The organism is Paenibacillus sp. FJAT-27812 (assembly GCF_001273905.1).
GTDB lineage: Bacteria > Bacillota > Bacilli > Paenibacillales > Paenibacillaceae > Pristimantibacillus.
The window spans coordinates 6,490,639-6,509,865 of sequence record NZ_LIGH01000001.1 but is presented as its reverse complement, the minus strand read 5'-3'; the positions used below and the strand labels follow the sequence as shown (position 1 = coordinate 6,509,865).

The 19,227-nt window shown below is 47.6% G+C and carries 19 protein-coding genes; 15 read left to right on the top strand and 4 right to left on the bottom strand.

The features are described 5' to 3' along the window. The 8 genes from ADU23_RS27870 (at position 1) to spo0A (ending at position 9,194) form a co-directional block, all read left to right on the top strand. Positions 1 to 915, top strand: a complete 915-nt coding sequence (locus ADU23_RS27870; RefSeq protein ID WP_053376742.1) for a polyprenyl synthetase family protein — start codon at positions 1 to 3, stop codon at positions 913 to 915. A 67-nt stretch (positions 916 to 982) separates the two neighbouring features. Then, positions 983 to 2,932, top strand: a complete 1,950-nt coding sequence (dxs, locus tag ADU23_RS27865; protein WP_442950633.1) for a 1-deoxy-D-xylulose-5-phosphate synthase — start codon at positions 983 to 985, stop codon at positions 2,930 to 2,932. A gap of 15 nt (positions 2,933 to 2,947) precedes the next feature. Then, positions 2,948 to 3,778, top strand: coding sequence for a TlyA family RNA methyltransferase (locus ADU23_RS27860; RefSeq protein ID WP_053376741.1), 831 nt, complete (start codon positions 2,948 to 2,950; stop codon positions 3,776 to 3,778). A gap of 156 nt (positions 3,779 to 3,934) precedes the next feature. Further along, a complete protein-coding gene (locus ADU23_RS27855) occupies positions 3,935 to 4,432 on the top strand; it encodes a hypothetical protein (protein ID WP_231637549.1) in 498 nt (165 codons plus the stop codon). 17 nt (positions 4,433 to 4,449) lie between these two features. Then, positions 4,450 to 4,902 (top strand): transcriptional regulator AhrC/ArgR, encoded by a 453-nt coding sequence (ahrC, locus tag ADU23_RS27850; RefSeq protein WP_053376740.1) that lies wholly within the window; start codon positions 4,450 to 4,452, stop codon positions 4,900 to 4,902. Positions 4,903 to 4,917: 15 nt separating this feature from the next. Beyond that, complete coding sequence (gene recN / locus ADU23_RS27845; protein WP_053376739.1) at positions 4,918 to 6,630, top strand: DNA repair protein RecN; 1,713 nt, start codon at positions 4,918 to 4,920, stop codon at positions 6,628 to 6,630. A gap of 123 nt (positions 6,631 to 6,753) precedes the next feature. After that, positions 6,754 to 8,082 (top strand): SpoIVB peptidase, encoded by a 1,329-nt coding sequence (gene spoIVB / locus ADU23_RS27840; protein ID WP_053376738.1) that lies wholly within the window; start codon positions 6,754 to 6,756, stop codon positions 8,080 to 8,082. A 299-nt stretch (positions 8,083 to 8,381) separates the two neighbouring features. Continuing rightward, the gene (gene spo0A, locus ADU23_RS27835; RefSeq protein WP_053377862.1) at positions 8,382 to 9,194 is read left to right on the top strand and encodes a sporulation transcription factor Spo0A; all 813 of its coding nucleotides are present in this window, start codon (positions 8,382 to 8,384) and stop codon (positions 9,192 to 9,194) included. A gap of 110 nt (positions 9,195 to 9,304) precedes the next feature. On the opposite strand, the gene ADU23_RS27830 is transcribed toward spo0A, so the two are convergent. Then, complete coding sequence (locus ADU23_RS27830) at positions 9,305 to 10,525, bottom strand: GNAT family N-acetyltransferase (RefSeq protein WP_053376737.1); 1,221 nt, start codon at positions 10,523 to 10,525, stop codon at positions 9,305 to 9,307. Positions 10,526 to 10,797: 272 nt separating this feature from the next. Then, positions 10,798 to 10,965, bottom strand: coding sequence for a mechanosensitive ion channel protein MscL (locus ADU23_RS33015; protein ID WP_141680466.1), 168 nt, complete (start codon positions 10,963 to 10,965; stop codon positions 10,798 to 10,800). Between the two features lie 135 nt (positions 10,966 to 11,100). Here ADU23_RS33015 and coaD point away from each other — a divergent pair, with 135 nt between their 5' ends. Beyond that, a complete protein-coding gene (coaD, locus tag ADU23_RS27825; protein WP_053376736.1) occupies positions 11,101 to 11,577 on the top strand; it encodes a pantetheine-phosphate adenylyltransferase in 477 nt (158 codons plus the stop codon). An 83-nt stretch (positions 11,578 to 11,660) separates the two neighbouring features. Here coaD and ADU23_RS27820 read toward each other — a convergent pair whose 3' ends face one another. After that, complete coding sequence (locus ADU23_RS27820; RefSeq protein ID WP_053376735.1) at positions 11,661 to 11,954, bottom strand: DUF2627 domain-containing protein; 294 nt, start codon at positions 11,952 to 11,954, stop codon at positions 11,661 to 11,663. Positions 11,955 to 12,162: 208 nt separating this feature from the next. Between ADU23_RS27820 and lpdA the strand changes: the two genes are divergently transcribed. The 5 genes from lpdA (at position 12,163) to lipB (ending at position 17,871) form a co-directional block, all read left to right on the top strand. Further along, positions 12,163 to 13,590 carry a dihydrolipoyl dehydrogenase gene (gene lpdA, locus ADU23_RS27815; protein ID WP_053376734.1) on the top strand — a complete coding sequence of 476 codons (1,428 nt, stop codon included), beginning with the start codon at positions 12,163 to 12,165 and terminating at the stop codon, positions 13,588 to 13,590. A 96-nt stretch (positions 13,591 to 13,686) separates the two neighbouring features. Continuing rightward, positions 13,687 to 14,721, top strand: coding sequence for a thiamine pyrophosphate-dependent dehydrogenase E1 component subunit alpha (locus tag ADU23_RS27810; protein ID WP_053376733.1), 1,035 nt, complete (start codon positions 13,687 to 13,689; stop codon positions 14,719 to 14,721). Continuing rightward, complete coding sequence (locus ADU23_RS27805) at positions 14,721 to 15,704, top strand: alpha-ketoacid dehydrogenase subunit beta (RefSeq protein ID WP_053376732.1); 984 nt, start codon at positions 14,721 to 14,723, stop codon at positions 15,702 to 15,704. Before ADU23_RS27810 ends, ADU23_RS27805 begins: the two co-directional genes overlap by 1 nt. 122 nt (positions 15,705 to 15,826) lie before the next feature. Next, on the top strand, positions 15,827 to 17,152 hold the full coding sequence (locus ADU23_RS27800) for a dihydrolipoamide acetyltransferase family protein (RefSeq protein WP_053376731.1): 1,326 nt from the start codon (positions 15,827 to 15,829) through the stop codon (positions 17,150 to 17,152). A gap of 17 nt (positions 17,153 to 17,169) precedes the next feature. Then, entirely contained in the window at positions 17,170 to 17,871 is a 702-nt protein-coding gene (gene lipB, locus ADU23_RS27795) for a lipoyl(octanoyl) transferase LipB (RefSeq protein ID WP_053376730.1), read from the top strand. Here the strand turns inward: lipB and prli42 are convergent. After that, on the bottom strand, positions 17,863 to 17,964 hold the full coding sequence (prli42, locus tag ADU23_RS33010; protein WP_169081880.1) for a stressosome-associated protein Prli42: 102 nt from the start codon (positions 17,962 to 17,964) through the stop codon (positions 17,863 to 17,865). The genes lipB and prli42 overlap by 9 nt on opposite strands. A gap of 96 nt (positions 17,965 to 18,060) precedes the next feature. Between prli42 and ADU23_RS27790 the strand changes: the two genes are divergently transcribed. After that, positions 18,061 to 19,194 (top strand): M20/M25/M40 family metallo-hydrolase, encoded by a 1,134-nt coding sequence (locus ADU23_RS27790; RefSeq protein ID WP_053376729.1) that lies wholly within the window; start codon positions 18,061 to 18,063, stop codon positions 19,192 to 19,194. Positions 19,195 to 19,227 lie beyond the last annotated feature (33 nt).

Genomic DNA, 19,227 nt, shown 5'->3' with positions numbered 1-19,227 from the left:
TTGAACGAGAGGGCGGCAATAAAAGCGTATTTATCGCAATGCGTGGAGCTTATCGAGGCTTCGCTTAAACAATCGCTTCCGAGCTCATGGGATGTTCCTGTGCGACTGCGCGAGGCGATGCAGTATTCGCTTGAAGCAGGCGGCAAACGGCTAAGACCTGCACTCGTTTTATCGGCTGCAGAAGCTGTTTTTGGCAAATCGTCAGCTTTTGAAGCTGCCTTGCCCGTTGCCACTGCAGTAGAATTCATTCACACTTATTCATTAGTTCATGATGATTTGCCAGCGATGGATAATGACGATTACCGCAGAGGCAAGTTAACGAACCATAAAGTGTTTGGAGAGGCGATGGCGATTTTAGCTGGGGATGCGCTGCTTACGCACGCCTTCCATTTGATTCCTCAGGCGGCTCGCCAAGGCGGCATTGCGGCTGAGGTAGCGCTTGCGATCGTCGAGGATTTGGCTAAACTAGCCGGTGCTCCGGGCATGGTTGGCGGGCAGGTTGCTGACATGCTAGGCGAACAAGGGATCACTTCCATCGGTGAGCTCGAATATATCCACCTTCACAAAACAAGCGATTTGATTGTTTTCTCAGTGACAGCAGGCGGCAGAATCGGCGGAGCAAACGATAAGCAGTTAGAGCTTTTGGCGCTTTACGGCCGTAATATCGGTCTTGCTTTCCAAATTCAAGACGATATTTTGGATTTGATCGGCGACGAGCAGAAGCTTGGCAAAAAAACAAATAGCGATGTAGAACAAAATAAAGTTACCTATCCTTTCCTTATCGGAATAGAAGAGAGCAAGGCTCAGGTCGAACGATTGACACAGGAAGCAAAGTCAGCCGTGCTGGAAGCAGAGTTTGCAGCGCCGGATCGATTGCTTGAAATTGCAGACTATCTCGTCGGGCGCGACCATTGAGAATGTAGTGCTTTTTCCATTTTGGTTGGGAAACAAAGTTCAGTATGCTATAATAGGAAAAATGTAGATGTACATGGGACGGCAGTTTAAGGCTGTCCGCGAAAGCGAGGAAAGTAACGTGCTGCTTGACCAGATTAACGGACCTCAAGATTTGAAAGCTTTGACTACCGCTCAGCTAGAGCAACTGGCTGGTGAAATCCGTCAGTTCCTTATTGAGAAGCTTTCCGTTACGGGTGGTCATCTCGCTCCTAACTTAGGAGTCGTAGAACTGACCCTAGCCATGCATTATTTATTTAACAGTCCAGAGGATAAATTTATTTTTGACGTTGGGCATCAATCATATGTACACAAAATTTTAACTGGCCGCATGGATCGGTTTGATACGTTAAGGCAATACAAAGGGCTGTGCGGTTTCGTCAAACGCGCTGAAAGCGAGCATGACGTTTGGGAAGCCGGACATAGCAGCACCTCTTTATCAGCTGCAATGGGGATGGCGCTTGCCCGCGACCTGAAAGGCGAGAGCAATCGCGTGGTAGCGGTTATCGGTGACGGTGCGCTAACTGGCGGGATGGCACTCGAAGCATTAAATCATATCGGACACGAGAAAAAAGATCTCATCGTCGTTTTGAACGATAATGAGATGTCCATCGCTCCGAACGTTGGCGCATTGCATCATTATTTAGGGAAAATTCGGACTGATCGCCATTACCATAAAGCCAAAGACGAGCTACAGCAATTGTTGAATAAAGTACCGGCTATTGGCGGCAAGCTTGCCAAGACGGCTGAGCGCTTCAAGGATAGCTTGAAATACTTGCTTGTCAGCGGTATTTTGTTCGAACAATTTGGACTTACTTATCTGGGTCCGGTTGACGGCCATGATATCGAGCAAGTTATTGATATTATGCGCCAAGCCGATTCGATGCCTGGTCCTGTGCTCGTTCATGTGCTGACAATAAAAGGGAAAGGCTACTCGCCTGCAGAAGCTGATTCGTTCAAATGGCATGGCATTACGCCGTACAAGATCGAATCCGGCCAAGTTGTAAAAGCGGTCGGTCCTCCTGTATATACAGATGTATTCGGCAAGATGCTGATTGAATTAGCAGAGAAGGATGAGCGGATCATCGCAGTCACGCCTGCCATGCCTGGCGGCTCCGGTTTGCTTCCATTTGCAGCCAGATTCCCTAACCGAATGATCGATGTGGGAATAGCCGAGCAGCATGCCGCTACAATGTCCGCTGCGCTCGCTCTTGAAGGGATGAAACCCGTTTTCGCGGTTTACTCGACCTTCCTGCAGCGGGCCTATGACCAAGTTGTGCATGATATTTGCCGTCAAAACTTAAACGTCATTTTCGCGATCGACCGTGCGGGCTTCGTTGGCCCAGATGGCGAGACGCATCATGGCGTATATGATATCGCATTCCTAAGGCATATACCGAATTTGGTTATTATGATGCCAAAGGATGAGAATGAGCTTAGACAAATGCTGAAAACTGCCGTTGATTATAATGATGGCCCAATCGCTGTTCGTTATCCGCGCATTGCAGGACTAGGCGTAGCAATGGACGCCGATCCGCAAGCACTTCCGATCGGCAAGTGGGAGACGGTTCGCGAGGGAGATTCCGGCGTCATTTTGGCAATCGGACCTATGCTGCAGGTTGCTGAGGAAGCTGCTGAATTGCTGAAGCGTGAAGGTCTTAATATTCAAATCGTGAATGCTCGGTTTATTAAACCGCTTGACGAGCAGATGCTTTTATCCCTAGCTGCCGAAGGGAAACATATGATTGTGCTGGAGGAAGGCTCTGAGCTTGGCGGCATGGGAAGCGCGGTGCTTGAGTTCTATTCCCTCAAAGGCATCTATGGCCTTTCGATTAAGATTATCGGCGTTCCAGACATATTCGTGGAGCATGGTTCGATCAAAGAACAGAGAAAAGAAATTGGTTTGACATCTGAGAGAGTAGCGGCTGAGATGAAAGCCATGCAGCCAAAGCGCATGAAACGGGTTACTGGACAAAAGTAGGTTCGAGGGAGAAAGATGACAACAACAGCGAAAGAACGGATTGACGTGCTGCTTGTAGAGCGCGGGTTTTACGAAAGCAGAGAAAAAGCAAAAGCAGCTTTGATGGCAGGCCTGGTGCTTGTAAATGATGAGCCTGTCGACAAAAGCGGAATGAAAGTAGCGCGTACGGCAGATATTAAAGTAAAAGGGGCTTTGCATCCCTATGTCAGCCGCGGCGGCTTGAAGCTTGAGAAGGCCATTCGAAAGTTCGATATTGATTTGAAGGGACGCGTCATGCTTGACATTGGCGCGTCAACAGGCGGCTTCACCGATTGCGCGCTTCAAAACGGAGCATCTTATGTTTATGCGATTGATGTTGGCTATAACCAGCTTGATTGGTCGCTTAGACAAGATGAACGCGTTCATGTGATGGAGCGAACCAACTTTCGCTACACGCAGCCGGCTGATTTGGCGGGACCTTCGCCAACCTTCGCTTCTATCGACGTATCGTTCATATCATTGAAGCTCATTTTGCCTGCCTTATCTACGTTGCTTTCGGTTGATTCAGGAATTGTAGCTTTAATAAAGCCGCAATTTGAAGCCGGTCGCGAAAAAGTAGGCAAATCCGGTGTTGTTCGGGATTCGGCCGTGCATAGAGATGTGCTAAGGACGGTACTGACAGCAGCGGCAGAGCTTGGATATATGCTGCAGGATCTAACCTTCTCGCCCATTACCGGCGGAGAAGGCAACATCGAATTTTTAGCTTATTGGAAATGGGCTGCAGAACCAAACGCTGCAATTCCGGATGATGTTGCATTAGCTGATTTGGTCAAACAAGCGAACGAAACCTTTACTACAGGCAAATAAAACGACAAAACCAGGAAGGTGTCGAGCAGAGTTTTAGCTGCCCGGCATCTTTTTTTCTTTACAGCGCCCTGCACGATTTGATAAACTATAGAAAAGCAAACAAACGTTCGGTGTAATGAGCAAACAGGAATATACCCCCAGCGCAGCGAACGATTAATGAAACAATCCATTTACGAATGGGGGATGCTGGTGGGTACGTACGGAGATTGGTTCATTATGCTGGTTGCCGCTTGCTTGTTTGTATTTTGGATGTTCAGAATGTTTCATCGGTGGCTTCATGAGCCGGCAAGCGTCAATCGCCTCAAGCTTGGCAAAGGCGGGGTGCTTGATGCAGATGATGAGAACATTCGATTGCTGGAGCAGGCTGGTTACGAAGTAACCTCAGGAAAACATTTGGTTCCGATTCCGATTAAGCTGGACGATGTGCCGCTTGGCAAAGGAAGTCGGTTATATATTGATTATATTGCGGTAATGGATAATAGTACGTATATCGTGAAAACAGCGCGTGATCGGATGCCGATGGATTGGTCGGCAAGCGGAGTTAGAGATCGATTGCTCGTGTATTCACTGCTCTTGCCTGAATGCGATGGCGTCTTGTTCGTTGACGCAAGGGAGAGGGTCATCCGTAAAATTACGTTTCACATTGCAGACTAAACAATGGAGGTTTTTTCATGAAAGGGATTCGCCAATTTCGAATCAAGGAAATTATTACGAACCGAGTGATCGAGACGCAGGAGGATCTTGTAGAGGCGCTGAGGGATTCCGGCATGCAAGTAACGCAGGCAACGGTATCGCGCGATATGAAGGAACTGATGCTCATTAAGGTGCCCGCTGGAGAAGGAAGATATAAATATTCGATACCGCAGGATCAACAGCGTCCGAATCCGATCCATAAGCTTAAGCGTGCGCTGCTTGACCATTTTGTACATATCGATTTTACCGACAATCTTGTCGTAATGAAATGTTTTCCCGGAACGGCCAATACGATATGTGCGTTGATCGACAATATGGAATGGTCAGAAGTTATGGGTACAATCTGCGGCGACGATACGATTCTAATGATCTGTCGCACCAAGACGCAGAGCGCGGAAGTTGTAGAACGCTTGCTTGAACTTTTGAACTAGGGAGGATATTAAACCATGCTGCGTGAGTTGTCTATTAGGAATTTAGCGGTAATCGAAGAAGTAAACGTTACATTTCATCATGGATTTCATGTATTGACAGGAGAAACAGGTGCAGGTAAATCAATATTGATTGATGCGCTAAGCTTGCTGGTAGGCGGCAGGGGCTCAGCAGACATGGTACGGTATGGGTGTGACAAAGCCGAGATGGAGGCGATGTTTGACCTGTCAACCGGCCATCCGGTTTGGAACGTGTTGAATAAGCTTGGTGTGCATGCGTCATCCGAGGAGATGCTTGTCATAAGACGCGAGCTCTCGTCGCATGGGAAAAGCAGCAGCCGTGTGAATGGACAGCTTGTGACGATGACGATGCTTCGAGAGATCGGCGAATGTCTTGTCAATATCCATGGTCAGCATGAGCATCAATCGCTGCTTCGAACCGAGCAACATCTGGAATGGCTGGACTTGTTCGCAGGCGATTTGTTGATTGAACGCAAGCAAAATTACCGGATGATATTCAGCCAATTGCAGCAAACGCGCGCGTCACTGCGCGAGCTTGAAAATTCAACGAGGCAAAATGTGCAAATGCTTGATTTGTACCGTTTTCAAATTGAAGAAATTACGAATGCCCAGCTCAAGCCGATGGAGGATGAATTGCTTACGGAACAGCGACGCAAACTAATGTATGCAGGGAAAAGGATGGATGCCGTTTCCGAAGCCTATTCCTTGTTATACGGTGGCAAGGGTCTTGATATGGTCAGCAAAGCGGTAGCCAAGCTAATCGACATTCAATCCTATGACGCTGCAAAGCTCGGACCTTTGTTGGAACAGCTGCAATCTGCCTTTTATCAAGCCGAGGATGCTGCCTTTCAATTACGCGATTACCGCGACGGCATCGAGTCCGATCCGGATCAGCTTTCTCAGGTTGACGACAGGCTTGATTTGATCAATGGCTTGAAACGCAAATACGGCGAATCCATTCCTGACATTTTAGCTTATTTGGAACGCACGATTGTTGACCGTGACAAAATCGAAAATCGCGACCAGCTGCTTGAAGAATTTAGAGCAGAAGAAACACGCTTATATGATCAAGCACTTGTACTGGCGCAAGAGTTATCGCAGCTCCGGGAGCATGCGGCAGCAAAGCTGTCCGAAGCTATCGAGAATGAGCTGGTTCAGCTGCAAATGCCTTCGGCCAAGTTCCGTGTCCAGATCGATTCCTCTGTCGGAGACGCTGACGAGACGAAGCAAGTTCGATTGCACATAAATGGAATGGACGAAGCGATATTTATGCTTACTACAAATCCGGGCGAACCGTTAAAGCCGCTTAGCAAAATTGCTTCAGGAGGAGAGATGTCACGGATAATGCTCGCCCTAAAGAGCATTTTCGCAGAAATCGATCAAGTTCCGGTACTTATATTTGATGAGGTTGATACAGGCGTAAGCGGTCGTGCAGCGCAAGCGATCGCGGAGAAGATGTCAAAGCTAGCCTTGAAATGCCAGATTTTTTCGATTACGCATTTGCCGCAGGTAGCATGCATGGCTGATCACCATTATGAAATTCGAAAACAAGTTATTGGCGCTCGAACATCTACATCCGTGACAGAACTGATCGGAACGGTTCGAATCGAAGAGCTTGCGCGCATGCTTGGCGGCGTAGAGGTTACAGAAAAAACAAGGCATCATGCACAAGAAATGCTTGATTTGGCTCACAGACAGAAGGGAGCGTAATGGAAGCCAATTAGGGAATGTTTTTGCGGACATAAAACGACCGGGTGAGGGTAACTTAAAGGTACGCCAATGGCGACTTAGCCTTCTACGTCATGCGATGGAATAACAGGGAGCGTGAAATCATTGAACTCCAGTAAAAGGAAGCGATGGTTTGGCCTAGTTCTCGTTTTCTTCATTTGCATGATCGGAAGCTCCACCCCGTTTCAACACTTTGCCGCAATCCCGAATGAACTTCGTTTATTCTCCGGGCAACTGAAACGACTACAATACGGAGTGCCCGTTCATGCAGAAGTAACGGTCGATCCTCAAATGCTTCAGATTAACGGATCAAAAAGCCATTCATTATCCGTAAATTTGAACGAACCACTGTCATTGCAGCCTAGTCAAAGCGGTCAAACCAAGATGAAAGTGAAATTATTTGGTAAAATTCCATTCAAGACTGTAAAAGTTAATGTTGTGCCTGATTTACGCGTTATTCCAGGTGGGCAAACGATTGGAGTTAAAGTCAAATCCTCAGGCATCTTAGTTGTAGGCCATCATCAGGTTGCAGGCAGCGACGGCATGAAACAGTCGCCTGGAGAAGCCGCAGGTTTGCGGCTAGGCGATTTGATTGTCAAAATCGATGGGACAAGCATTAATCAAGTCCACAGGGTTGCGGAGCTAAGCGAAAAGGCTGGCACCGACAAGAAGCCGCTTGAAGTCACTTATAAACGTGACGGGCAACTGAACAAGACGCTTCTGAATCCCGTTTTTGATGCAGAGGATAAAGCATGGCGGCTTGGCTTGTATATTCGTGACTCAGCAGCAGGTGTTGGCACATTAACCTTTTATGCTCCAGATCAAGGCGTGTATGGGGCGCTGGGACATGTCATCACAGACATGGATACCCAAACGCCGATAGATGTAGGCGAAGGTCAAATTTTACAATCAAGCGTGACGTCCATTAACAAGAGCCAAAATGGCGAGCCGGGAGAAAAAAGAGCGCATTTTGTGAAAGAAAGCAAAATATTGGGTAATGTAGAGCGTAATACTCCGTTTGGCATTTTCGGCAAAATGAATGAAGTTCCTACGCATAGCTACAGCGATAAATCTTTGCCGGTAGCCTTTGCCGAAGATGTCAAAGAAGGGCCAGCGCAAATTTTGACTGTTGTAAATGGACAGAAGGTTGAGCGATTTGATATTGAGATTGTTCATGTATCGAAGCAAACCGGTCCAGCGACAAAAGGAATGGTCATTAAAATTACGGATAAACGTCTGCTAAGCAAAACAGGCGGAATCGTTCAAGGGATGTCAGGCAGTCCGATAATCCAAGACGGAAAATTAGTGGGGGCTGTAACTCACGTTTTCGTAAACGATCCTTCATCGGGATATGGTTGCTTCATTGAGTGGATGCTGCAGGATGCGGGCGTGTTGCTCAAATCGGCTAATGGCCGAGTAGACAAGGCTGCTTAAAGTTGAAAAAAGCTATTTAAAGGACGTCTGCTAAAGCTGATTGTGGGCTGAGGCAGACGTTTTTATTATGTTTTCGATTAAACTAAAAAACGCGCGGCAGTACAAATCAGCGATGAATTTTGTCGAAGAAGAACGAACGGAATCGGTAACTGTAATAAATTTTTAATTATATCGAAACGCAGTAAAAAAATAAAGAAAAATAATTTTCGACAGGAGGAATTCAACTTCACATGTCGAAAACTTTAAGCAGACAACTAGTGAGCGAAAAACATCAACATCATTTAAGGGAGGACTACAACTTGCATAAGATCGAAGTATTATTAGCAGATGACAACCGTGAATTTACTAACCTGTTATCGGAATACATATCCGAACAAAGTGATATGAGTGTAAGTGGAGTCGCGTATAATGGAGAAGAGGTTCTAAGACATTTGGAGGAAACAAGAAAGGTTCCGGATGTTCTTATCCTTGATATTATTATGCCTCATTTAGACGGACTAGGTGTTCTTGAGCGTCTGAAGGAAATTAACATATCTCCAATGCCCAAGATTATTATGTTAACCGCATTCGGTCAAGAGAACATCACTCAGAAAGCGGTACAACTCGGAGCGTCTTATTATATTTTGAAACCGTTTGACATGGATATTTTAGCAAATCGGATTCGTCAGCTCGTTGGCAATCCTACGTATTCTTCAACGGGAAGCTTTACGACTGGCTCCTCCTCCTTGAAGTCTAATGTAGTGCCAATCGCCAAAGGCAAAAACCTGGATGCCAATATTACGAGCATCATTCATGAAATCGGAGTGCCTGCTCATATTAAAGGGTATCAATACTTGCGCGAAGCCATTACGATGGTTTACAACAACATCGAAATTTTGGGTGCGATTACAAAAACGCTTTATCCGGCCATTGCCGAAAAATTCAAAACAACGCCTTCCCGCGTTGAACGCGCTATCCGCCACGCCATTGAGGTGGCATGGACACGCGGCAACATCGACAGCATCTCTCATCTGTTCGGCTACACAATCAACATCAGCAAATCGAAGCCTACTAACAGCGAGTTTATCGCAATGGTGGCTGATAAGCTGCGGATTGAGCATAAAGTCAGCTGAAAGGGGGAAGATTAGCGGATTTGTTTTATCCAATAAACTTCTAAACAAAAATAAAAAATACCACTTATTTATTGGTTACTTCAAACCGTAAATAAGTGGTATTTTTATTTTTAGAAATAATCCGAAAAATACGGATGCTCCTGATGAATCAGCTGCTCAAGCATGCGGATAGAGGCGTCATTAGCCTGCATCCGTCCGATGCGAGCGAGGTAAGTTGGTCGCTTGTAACCCATTAACATGGTAGTGAGCGTAGGGATGTCGATGACAACGGTTGCGTCGAGGCCCCCTTGCTGCAAGGTTCCTTTGCCGGATGTATCAACCGTTAAGATGAATATACCTTGATTCCATTCCAGCATGGGATCATGCAGGTTCATAACGAGCCTGCATTCCTTCTCTTGGCTCAAGAACGGATATTGCTCAATGAACAAAACGATATCCACTATCCGTGCCATATAGTAAGGGGCAATGGTTTCCTTAATATCCCCATCGTCTAATAGGAAAGCAAGCGGCTCATCCTTATAGATGTCCCCTTTGACAAGCGTGATCATGGAGAAATGGGCGCTGATAAAATTCCATAGCCCAGTCCGAGCCTCTTCAATAATGTAAACCATCTCTTTGATATAAAATATTTCTTCAGCTATCCAATACAGCAGATAACCCATTGGCGTATCACTGCTGTCATAGTAGATCGCTACAGTCATATCGTCGAGATCCCAACGCAAATATTCTTCCCAAGCAAGCTCATTGCGCAGCATAGCTCCATGATGAAGCAGTGCAAACTGCTTATAGATCGTTTTAATATCAGGATGCTCAATTGTTACGCGTTCCACGTTGCCCGGCACGTTTTTGAGCTTTGGCAACTGGGTATCAGGAACTTCAAATGAGATTTTATCGGAAATGATCTCCCAGCCCTTGCGTCTATAATAGGGGATGGAATACGGATAGAGGTACGAGATGGACTGCCTCCGATCCCTCATTTTACTTAAAGCCGTAAGCATCAGCTTATTCATTAATCCCAAATTGGCATACTCAGGGTAGGTTCCAACGCCGGTTAGTCCGCCCATATCATAAATGTGTCCAAAAATGTTCACTTGGAACGGGTAAACGGCAAGCTGTGAAATGAGCTTTTCGCCATCAAACCAGCCCAGAACGTCAGCATGCTTGAGAACCGGAAGCTTGGATTGCGCTATCTCCCTATTTTCCCAGCCGAAGGTTTGCAAATCGCGGTTGGTTACTTGAAAAACATAACGCAGCAAATTGTTGAATTGCTCGCCATGTACGGTTTCTACATTTTTCAACTTGAGTCTATCTTGCAATTTCCGGCGACTCATCGGTTATTACCTCCATTTATTCAAGCATATCCAACAGTTTACCATGCAGCTGGAATACGAACAAATCAGGCCCTCGGAGTGAGCGGGACCAAGTGACATTATTCATGTAATACTTACAATTAGATGGGCGAGTGGGAAGAAAACTTGACTTTACAAGCTAAAGTTACTTAAATTAAGGATGATTATACGAGGCATGGTTGGAGGGGAGCTAAGCTCGAGTTGGTCATTTCAGTTCTCTTCGCTAAAACAAAAAAAGGCTATCGTAGGATGCCTCAGTTGTAAACCACTCTTCGGTTTATATAAACGTTGCTGCCGTATTTTTGGATTAGACCGGATGCTTCCGTTTTGATAAAGCTGCGAATTTCATTTAAGCGCTGGCTTTGCGGTTGAATAGTTTCTTTTACTTTACCGTCTACGGTAACGTCGAACACGATTTTCATTTGCGCACCTCGTTTCTTTTGATGTTCTAATCATAGTGAAGTTGTATTACGGAATGATAAAATGAAATAGTGCGAATTGTAATTTTATACGAAAAGCGTTATCGCAATGTAAACTAAACCATTCGAGGTGATTAGATGAGAGCTGTGTATGCAGGTAGCTTTGACCCCATTACGCTTGGACACGTATCGGTAATCGAGAGGGCATTCCAACTATTTAGCGAGGTTCATATTATCGTCGCCAATAACAGGTCGAAGAGGCATCATTTTACGATAGACCAACGGACTGAGCTTGTTGCTTTGTCTGTACCGCAGGATGAAAAAATTCAAATTATCCCGTATGAGGGCATCGTAGCGGATTACATTAACGAGCATGATATCAACGTTGTTATTCGGGGTATACGCAATGCAACGGATCTCGAATATGAGCTTCAGCTTGAGCAATACATTCGCAATACGACGATGGCTGATACGATTTATTTGTCTCCCTACACGCATTACATGCAAACGAGCAGCTCACTTGTCCGAATGTTTCTGATGTCCGATAAGACAGAGCTGGCTGCTTCGTACATGGTGCCTAAAGCGTATATGAAAATGCTTGAATACGAGGATTAACAAAAAAACCGCTGAGCGAGGATCAAATGGGATCCGTGCCTGCGGTTTTATACGCTAAAGAAGTAATATCACACATAATCGTATTAGCTCTGAGGCTTAGGCGGACGTGGGCGTTTTTGCTTAAAGCGCGGTGCCACATAGTTTCGTTTGCGATCGCGGAAAAAGGTCCAGCCAGCGATAAACCCAGCGCCTGCGGCAAACATAATAAATCCGAGCAGAAATTTCAGCCAATCAAAATCGGGAGTGATGGCTTCATTTCCGAAATCGGAGAAATAAACAAAGACGGAATCTTTCATTTTGAGAAAACCAAAGCAAGCGAGCAGACCGGGAATTACAAGCATGAGGATTGCGATAAAACGGGCAGTAACTAATTTCATAAATACGGTGTCTCCTTATCGGTCAAAATATACAGTTAGCTCTATCATACCTTTTTACGCGGATAGTGTCTATTTCGTAAAAGGACGATGCCATCGCGGGTAAAAACAGGTACAATAGGAATGAATGTCATGTTACAATGCGATTGGGCAAAAAAAGAACAGGCTTCACCAGCATATATTGAAGGCAATTATGAAGGGAATGATAGTTATGGCTATACAGGTGGACGTAGCAGTTCTTGGAGGCGGCCCTGGCGGCTATACAGCTGCGATTCGAGCAGCTCAGCTAGGCAAGTCGGTAGCGATAGTCGAAATGGATAAGCTCGGAGGCACATGCTTACATAAAGGTTGTATTCCAAGCAAGTCGCTGCTTCGCAGCGCAGAGGTATATTCAACGCTTCTCGAGGCGAGCTCATTCGGCATTCAAGTTGCAGAAGGAGCTATTTCACTCGATTATGATAAAGTCCAGCTACGTAAGGATCAAACGGTAGAGCAGTTATACCGTGGACTACAAAGCTTAATGAAAAAAAATGGCATCCAGATCATTCAAGGCAAGGGCAGAGTCATTGGGCCTTCCATTTTCTCGCCAAAAAGCGGCTCGCTAGCTGTTGAGCTGCCGGATGGAGAAATGGAATCCGTCGTGTCAACCAATTTGATTATTGCGACTGGTTCCAGACCGCGTCATTTGCCGGGCTTGACGCCGGACGGTGAATATATTTTGTCTAGCGATGAGGCGCTTGTGATGGACAAGCTTCCTAAATCCATCATTATTGTAGGCGGAGGCGTAATCGGAGTAGAGTGGACGTCGCTGCTGCAGGATTTTGGCGTTCAGGTGACGCTGGTGGAAGCAGGCTCCCGCTTGCTGCCTGGCGAAGACACGGAGGTTTCCGCTGAGCTGACCAGAGTGCTTAAGGGACGCGGCGTTCGCGTTCTGACAGGCGTTCAGCTTCAAACGGATCAATATAAAGGCGAAAACGGCGAGGTTTCCATTGTAGCTGCCACGCAGGACGGTGATGTCGTTCTGAATGCGGAGAAGCTGCTCGTTTCTGTTGGGCGTCAGCCAAACGTTGAAGGAATCGGCCTTGAAAATACAGATATTCGCACGGTTAATGGCGCGATTGAGGTAAATGCATTCGGGCAAACGAGCGAGCCTCATATTTACGCAATAGGCGATGTAATCGGCGGCGTTCAGCTAGCGCATGCTGCTGCCCATGAGGGTTTAATCGCGGCGGAGCATATTAGCGGCCAGAAGCCGGCTGCCATCGAGGCGCATTTGATTCCTAGATGCATCTACTCACGGCCAGAGATTGCATCGTATGGCTTAACTGAGGACGGCGCTCGCGCGAAAGGGCATGACATTAAGACGGGCAAAATTCCTTTTCAAGCGATTGGTAAAGCGCTTGTGCTTGGCGAGAAGGACGGCTTCGTGAAGGTAATTGCCGATCGCAAGACAAACGATATCGTTGGCGTCCATATGATTGGAGCGCATGCGACGGATCTTATTTCCGAAGCCGCGCTGGCTGGCGTGCTTAATGCAACGCCTTGGGAAGTCGGCCAAATGATCCATCCGCACCCGACGTTAGCAGAGGCGCTGGGCGAAGCTATGCTGGCTGTTGACGGCAAAGCGATTTCGTTCTAAGCAAGACTGTTTTCTTTTTGGAACAAATGGAGTTATAATGTATATGATCAAGTCTTAGTACCAGGTTATAATAGTACGTAAAAGGAGGAACACCTTATGACCCAACCTGCATCTACTGGGCAAAATGTTCGTCATTTGGAACTCGGGCTCAGCAATGAGCAAGCAATTGATATGTATGCAACGATGGTGACGGCACGCAAGTTTGACGAGCGAATGCTGCTGCTGCAGCGCGCCGGTAAAATCAATTTCCACGTATCCGGTGTAGGCCAAGAGGTTGCTCAAGTAGCGGCAGCTTACGCGCTTGATCGCGATAACGATTATTTTCTGCCTTATTATCGGGACTATGGCTTTGTCCTCTCCGTAGGGATGACGCTGCGCGATTTGTTATTGTCAGTGTTCGCGAAGGCGGAGGACCCAAATTCCGGCGGACGCCAAATGCCTGGCCACTTTGGTTCGAAGAAGCTTCGCATCGTAACGGGTTCAAGCCCGGTAACGACTCAGGTTCCGCATGCGGTAGGCATTGCGCTTGCAGCAAGAATGAAAAACAAGCCGCTAGTCAGCTTTGTTACCTTCGGAGAAGGATCGAGCAATCAAGGCGACTTCCATGAGGGCTGTAACTTTGCAGGCGTACATAAGCTGCCTGTCATTTTTATGTGTGAAAATAATCAATATGCCATTTCCGTACCTATCCATAAGCAGCTAGCCGGTACGGTCGCTGATCGTGCGCTCGGCTATGGCTTCCCTGGCTATCAGGTTGACGGAAACGATGCGCTTGAAGTGTTCCGGGTCGTGAAGGAAGCGCGTGAGCGCGCAATCGCGGGCGAAGGTCCAACGCTGATTGAAGCGCTTATGTACCGCATCTCGCCTCACTCCACATCAGATAACGATCTCGCTTATCGTACGAAAGAAGAGGTTGATTCCAATCGTGCGAAAGACGGCATACCTAAATATAAGCAGTACCTGATTGACAGCGGTATTTGGTCAGAGGAGCTCGATGTAGAGCTGCAAGCGAAAATACGCAAGCTGCTTGACGAGGCTACCGAATATGGCGATAAAGCGCCATTCCCGACGCCGGAATCTACATTGCTGCACGTGTATGCGGATGATGCTGAGCAAGGAGGCAGGGAATAATGGCAGTAATCGAATATATTGATGCAATTCGCCAAGCGATGAAGGAAGAAATGGAACGCGATGACGATGTCTTCGTGCTTGGTGAGGACGTTGGCCTTAAAGGCGGCGTATTCACGACCACGAAGGGGTTGCAGGATCAGTTCGGCGAGTCTCGAGTGCTCGATACGCCGCTTGCGGAATCTGCAATAGCGGGCGTAGCAATTGGTGCGGCAATGTATGGCATGAAGCCGATCGCAGAAATGCAATACTCCGACTTCATGTTCCCGGCAACCAATCAAATCATTAGCGAAGCGGCAAAGGTGCGTTACCGCTCGAATAATGACTGGACATGTCCGCTCGTAATCCGCGCGCCGATCGGCGGCGGTATATTTGGTGGTTTATACCATTCACAATGTCCAGAATCCGTGTTTTTCGGGACGCCTGGCTTAAAGATCGTTGCCCCCTATCGGGCTTACGATGCGAAAGGTTTGCTGAAGGCCGCTGTTCGCGACCCGGATCCGGTGCTTTATTTTGAGAATAAAAAATGCTACAAGCTTGTTACGGGTGAAGTTCCGGATGACGATTACATCGTTCCAATCGGAGTTGCTAACGTACTGCGCGAGGGCGAAGACATTACCGTTATCGGCTACAGTCTTCCGCTTCACTTTGTAGAACAAGCTGCAGCCGAGCTTGAAGGCGAGGGCATCAGCACGCATATTCTCGACCTGCGTACGCTCCAACCGCTCGATAAAGAGGGGATTCTTGAGGCAGTTCGCAAAACGGGCAAGGTGCTTATTATTCACGAGGACAACAAGACGGGCGGCGTAGGAGCCGAAGTGTCTGCAATTATCGCTGAGGAGCTGCTTTATGAGCTGGATGCTCCGATCATGCGCCTTTGCGGGCCGGATGTGCCGGCAATGCCGATTAACCCGCCGGGCGAGAAATTTTTTATGCTTAACAAAGAAAAAGTAAAAGAAGCCATGCGGCAACTAGCACTTTATTAAAATATAAGAAAGTATAAGTGTTGATTTTATACGAGGCTTATATGTCACCGCGAAACGTATGCTGCGCCGCCAGAGGACGGCGGTAGCCGTTTACGCCTTGGGCCAGTAGGGAGATGTGAACTATGAAAACAATGACGGAAATCGTCGTGCCGCAGCTTGCGGAATCGCTCGTATCGGCTACAATTGATAAATGGCTGAAGCAGCCAGGTGATTGGGTTGACGTATACGAGCCTGTCTGTGAAATCATTACGGATAAAGTGAATGCGGAATTGCCTTCAACAGTAGCGGGCAAGCTTGTCCAAATCTTGGTTGGCAAAGGTGAGACCGTTCCGGTCGGAACACCAATCTGCATCATCGAAGTCGAAGGCTCAGCGGCTCCATCTGGAGACGCACCGGCACAATCCCAAGCAGCAGGAGCTGCTTCCGCTGCACCACCGTCTGAGATCGCATCGGATGACGCGCCTATGCGCAACCGATTCTCGCCGGCTGTGCAGCAGCTTGCAGCAGAGCATGCGATACGCTTGACCGATGTTCCTGGAACGGGTCTTGGCGGTCGGATTACGCGCAAGGACGTACTCGCTTACGTTGCATCCGGAGCGGGCAAGACAAGCAATGCGGCAAGCGGAAACGCTGCTGCGCCAGCACCGCATACGGTCGACTCGGCTGCACAGGTTCGTTCCTCCGGTCTGCATTTGACGGAAACGCCTAGATTTCCAAAAATCGAGGTGGAGGGCGCAACGGGAGCTGGACGAGGCGATAACTTTATTGATGTAACGCCCATCCGTAATACGATTGCCCGCAATATGAGGCAGAGCGTGAGCGAAATTCCGCATGCTTGGACGATGATTGAAGTGGATGTAACGAATCTAGTTCTACTTCGCAACAAGCTTAAAGATGATTTCATGAAGCGCGAAGGCATCAATTTGACTTATTTGGCTTTCCTGCTCAAAGCAGTCGTCAATGCGATCAAAGATGTGCCTATTATGAACTCCATGTGGGCGGTAGATAAAATAATCGTGAAGCGGGATATCAATATCGCGCTTGCCGTTGGTACGGAGGATTCCGTTCTAACGCCCGTTATCAAAAATGCCGATCACAAAAACGTTGCCGGGCTTGCCAAAGAAATTGAGGAGCTTGCACGCAAGACTAGGGAAGGCAAGCTGACCTTGTCCGATATGCAAGGCGGAACGTTCACGGTCAATAATACAGGGTCGTTTGGTTCGATTTTGTCATATCCGATCATTAACTATCCGCAAGCAGCGATTCTGACGTTCGAGTCCATCGTTAAGCGCCCGGTTGTCATTAACGACATGATTGCGGTTCGCTCAATGGCTAATCTGTGCCTATCGCTGGATCACCGGATTTTGGACGGCGTTATTTGCGGACGTTTCTTGCAGCGCGTGAAGGATAACTTGGAGAGCTTTAACCTAGAAAGCAAATTGTATTAGAAAAGGGGAACACCATCATGTCTGACGCGGATAACGCAAATGGCTTAAGACGGCTGGACGCCCACTATATAGGCATGCTCGAATACGCGCAGGCGTGGGAGCTGCAAAAAGCATACGTAAAGCAAATTGATCAGGAGGAGCGCATGCAGACGCTCCTCCTTCTTCAGCATCCGCCTACCTATACGATGGGCTCTGACAAGCATCCTGAACATTTGCTTCTGGATGAAGCGGAGCTTAAGGAGCAAGGCATTACGCTGTTCCAGATCGACCGCGGCGGAGATATTACCTATCATGGGCCTGGACAGCTAGTTGGCTATCCGCTGCTTTATCTGGAAGCGGAGGGACTTGATTTGCATGCTTATTTGCGCAGTTTGGAGCAAGTCATTATTAATTGGCTAGCCGAGTATGGTATAGAGGCGGGCAGAAAACCGGAATATACAGGAGTATGGGTAGCGGATCAGAAGATTGCGGCTATCGGGGTGAAATTTAATAAAGCCCGGCATCGGCGGGGCTTTATTACGAGTCATGGATTTGCGCTCAACATCAAATCAGGGATTGCAGCAGAAGGTTTTAGCGGAATCGTCCCTTGCGGCATTCAGCAATTCGGCGTGACTTCCTTCAATGATTTGACGGGGCTTGAGCTATCGGTTGAGGAAGCGGCTAAGCAGTTGCTCCCTCATTTTGTCAAAGAATTTAAATGTCAAATGGACCTAGTATAGAAATAACGATCCAAGGCCTGCTAACAAGGACGATAACACGAGTGCGGATACGAGCAAAATGGCAACAATTCGAATCAATCGTTGTCTGCGCATTTGGAAAACCCCTTTCATGATTTAGAACATAACAGCTTTATGATAGCTTGTCACTTACTCTATTGTATACGAAAGTAATGGACGGAGGAAACGTTAATGATTGAAAAAGATCGTTTGGTAAATGAATTCATGGAATTAGTGAAGATAGATAGCGAGACGAAGCATGAGCAGGAAATAAGCCGCGTGCTCAAACAAAAGTTCGAAGCGCTGGGCTTGCAAATCAGCGAGGATGATGCCGCAGCAAAAACGGGGCACGGGGCAGGCAATCTGTTTGCGATTTGGGAAGCAGAGGGTGCGGATGCTGCTGCGCCGACGATTTTCTTCACATGCCACATGGATACCGTAACGCCAGGCGTTGGCATTAAGCCGCAGCTGGATGCGGACGGTTATATTAGAAGCGACGGCACGACTATTCTTGGCGCCGACGACAAAGCAGGCATTTCCGCCATTTTTGAAGCGATACGTGTCGTGAAGGAGCAAGCAATACCTCATGGCCGCATTCAATTCGTCATTACAGTTGGCGAGGAGTCTGGTCTTCTAGGGGCGCGCTCGCTTGATGCGTCGAAGCTGGAAGCGAAGTTCGGTTATGCGCTGGATTCCAACGGAGCAATCGGAGATATTGCGGTAGCAGCGCCAACGCAAGCTAAAGTAACGATCAAAATGTATGGCCGTTCTGCACATGCAGGCGTGAATCCAGAGGATGGCATAAGCGCGATCCAGGTCGCTGCCAAAGCGATCGCAAGAATGCCGCTTGGCCGGATTGATAATGAAACAACAGCGAACATCGGCCGGTTCGAGGGCGGCGGCGCTACAAATATCGTGTGTGACTACGTGAAGCTGGATGCAGAGGCAAGAAGTATTGTTCAGCATAAGCTGGACAGCCAAATCGAAGCGATGCGCAAAGCAGTGGAGAGCGCAGCAGAGGAATTTGGAGCGCGCGGCGAGCTGGAGAGCGAAATTATTTACCCGGCTTATCAATATGATGATGAGGATTCCGTCGTACAGCTGGCGAAAAAAGCGATAGTTGCGATCGGTCGCACGCCTCGCACATTCCATTCCGGCGGCGGCAGCGACGCGAATATCTTTAACGGGCTAGGCATTCCTACCGTCAATTTGGCTGTTGGCTATGAGCATATCCATACGACAAAAGAGCAAATTAAAGTGGAAGATTTGGTCAAAACGACCGAGCTCGTCGTAGAAATCATCAAACAAGCGGCGACTGTAGAATAACAAAAGCGCTGCGCTCGCGGCATGCTTTGCCGC

Bases quoted from the DNA above. Each gene is read 5' to 3' on its own strand.
- recN (WP_053376739.1), top strand. From the start codon at position 4,918: ATGCTGCGTGAGTTGTCTATTAGGAATTTAGCGGTAATCGAAGAAGTA.
- ADU23_RS27830 (WP_053376737.1), bottom strand. From the start codon at position 10,525: ATGAGTCGCCGGAAATTGCAAGATAGACTCAAGTTGAAAAATGTAGAA.
- lipB (WP_053376730.1), top strand. From the start codon at position 17,170: ATGTCTGACGCGGATAACGCAAATGGCTTAAGACGGCTGGACGCCCAC.
- ahrC (WP_053376740.1), top strand. From the start codon at position 4,450: ATGAAAGGGATTCGCCAATTTCGAATCAAGGAAATTATTACGAACCGA.
- lpdA (WP_053376734.1), top strand. From the start codon at position 12,163: ATGGCTATACAGGTGGACGTAGCAGTTCTTGGAGGCGGCCCTGGCGGC.
- dxs (WP_442950633.1), top strand. From the start codon at position 983: ATGTACATGGGACGGCAGTTTAAGGCTGTCCGCGAAAGCGAGGAAAGT.
- ADU23_RS27810 (WP_053376733.1), top strand. From the start codon at position 13,687: ATGACCCAACCTGCATCTACTGGGCAAAATGTTCGTCATTTGGAACTC.
- ADU23_RS27860 (WP_053376741.1), top strand. From the start codon at position 2,948: ATGACAACAACAGCGAAAGAACGGATTGACGTGCTGCTTGTAGAGCGC.
- ADU23_RS27820 (WP_053376735.1), bottom strand. From the start codon at position 11,954: ATGAAATTAGTTACTGCCCGTTTTATCGCAATCCTCATGCTTGTAATT.
- ADU23_RS27855 (WP_231637549.1), top strand. From the start codon at position 3,935: ATGAAACAATCCATTTACGAATGGGGGATGCTGGTGGGTACGTACGGA.
- ADU23_RS33015 (WP_141680466.1), bottom strand. From the start codon at position 10,965: ATGAAAATCGTGTTCGACGTTACCGTAGACGGTAAAGTAAAAGAAACT.
- ADU23_RS27800 (WP_053376731.1), top strand. From the start codon at position 15,827: ATGAAAACAATGACGGAAATCGTCGTGCCGCAGCTTGCGGAATCGCTC.
- ADU23_RS27805 (WP_053376732.1), top strand. From the start codon at position 14,721: ATGGCAGTAATCGAATATATTGATGCAATTCGCCAAGCGATGAAGGAA.
- coaD (WP_053376736.1), top strand. From the start codon at position 11,101: ATGAGAGCTGTGTATGCAGGTAGCTTTGACCCCATTACGCTTGGACAC.
- ADU23_RS27790 (WP_053376729.1), top strand. From the start codon at position 18,061: ATGATTGAAAAAGATCGTTTGGTAAATGAATTCATGGAATTAGTGAAG.
- prli42 (WP_169081880.1), bottom strand. From the start codon at position 17,964: ATGCGCAGACAACGATTGATTCGAATTGTTGCCATTTTGCTCGTATCC.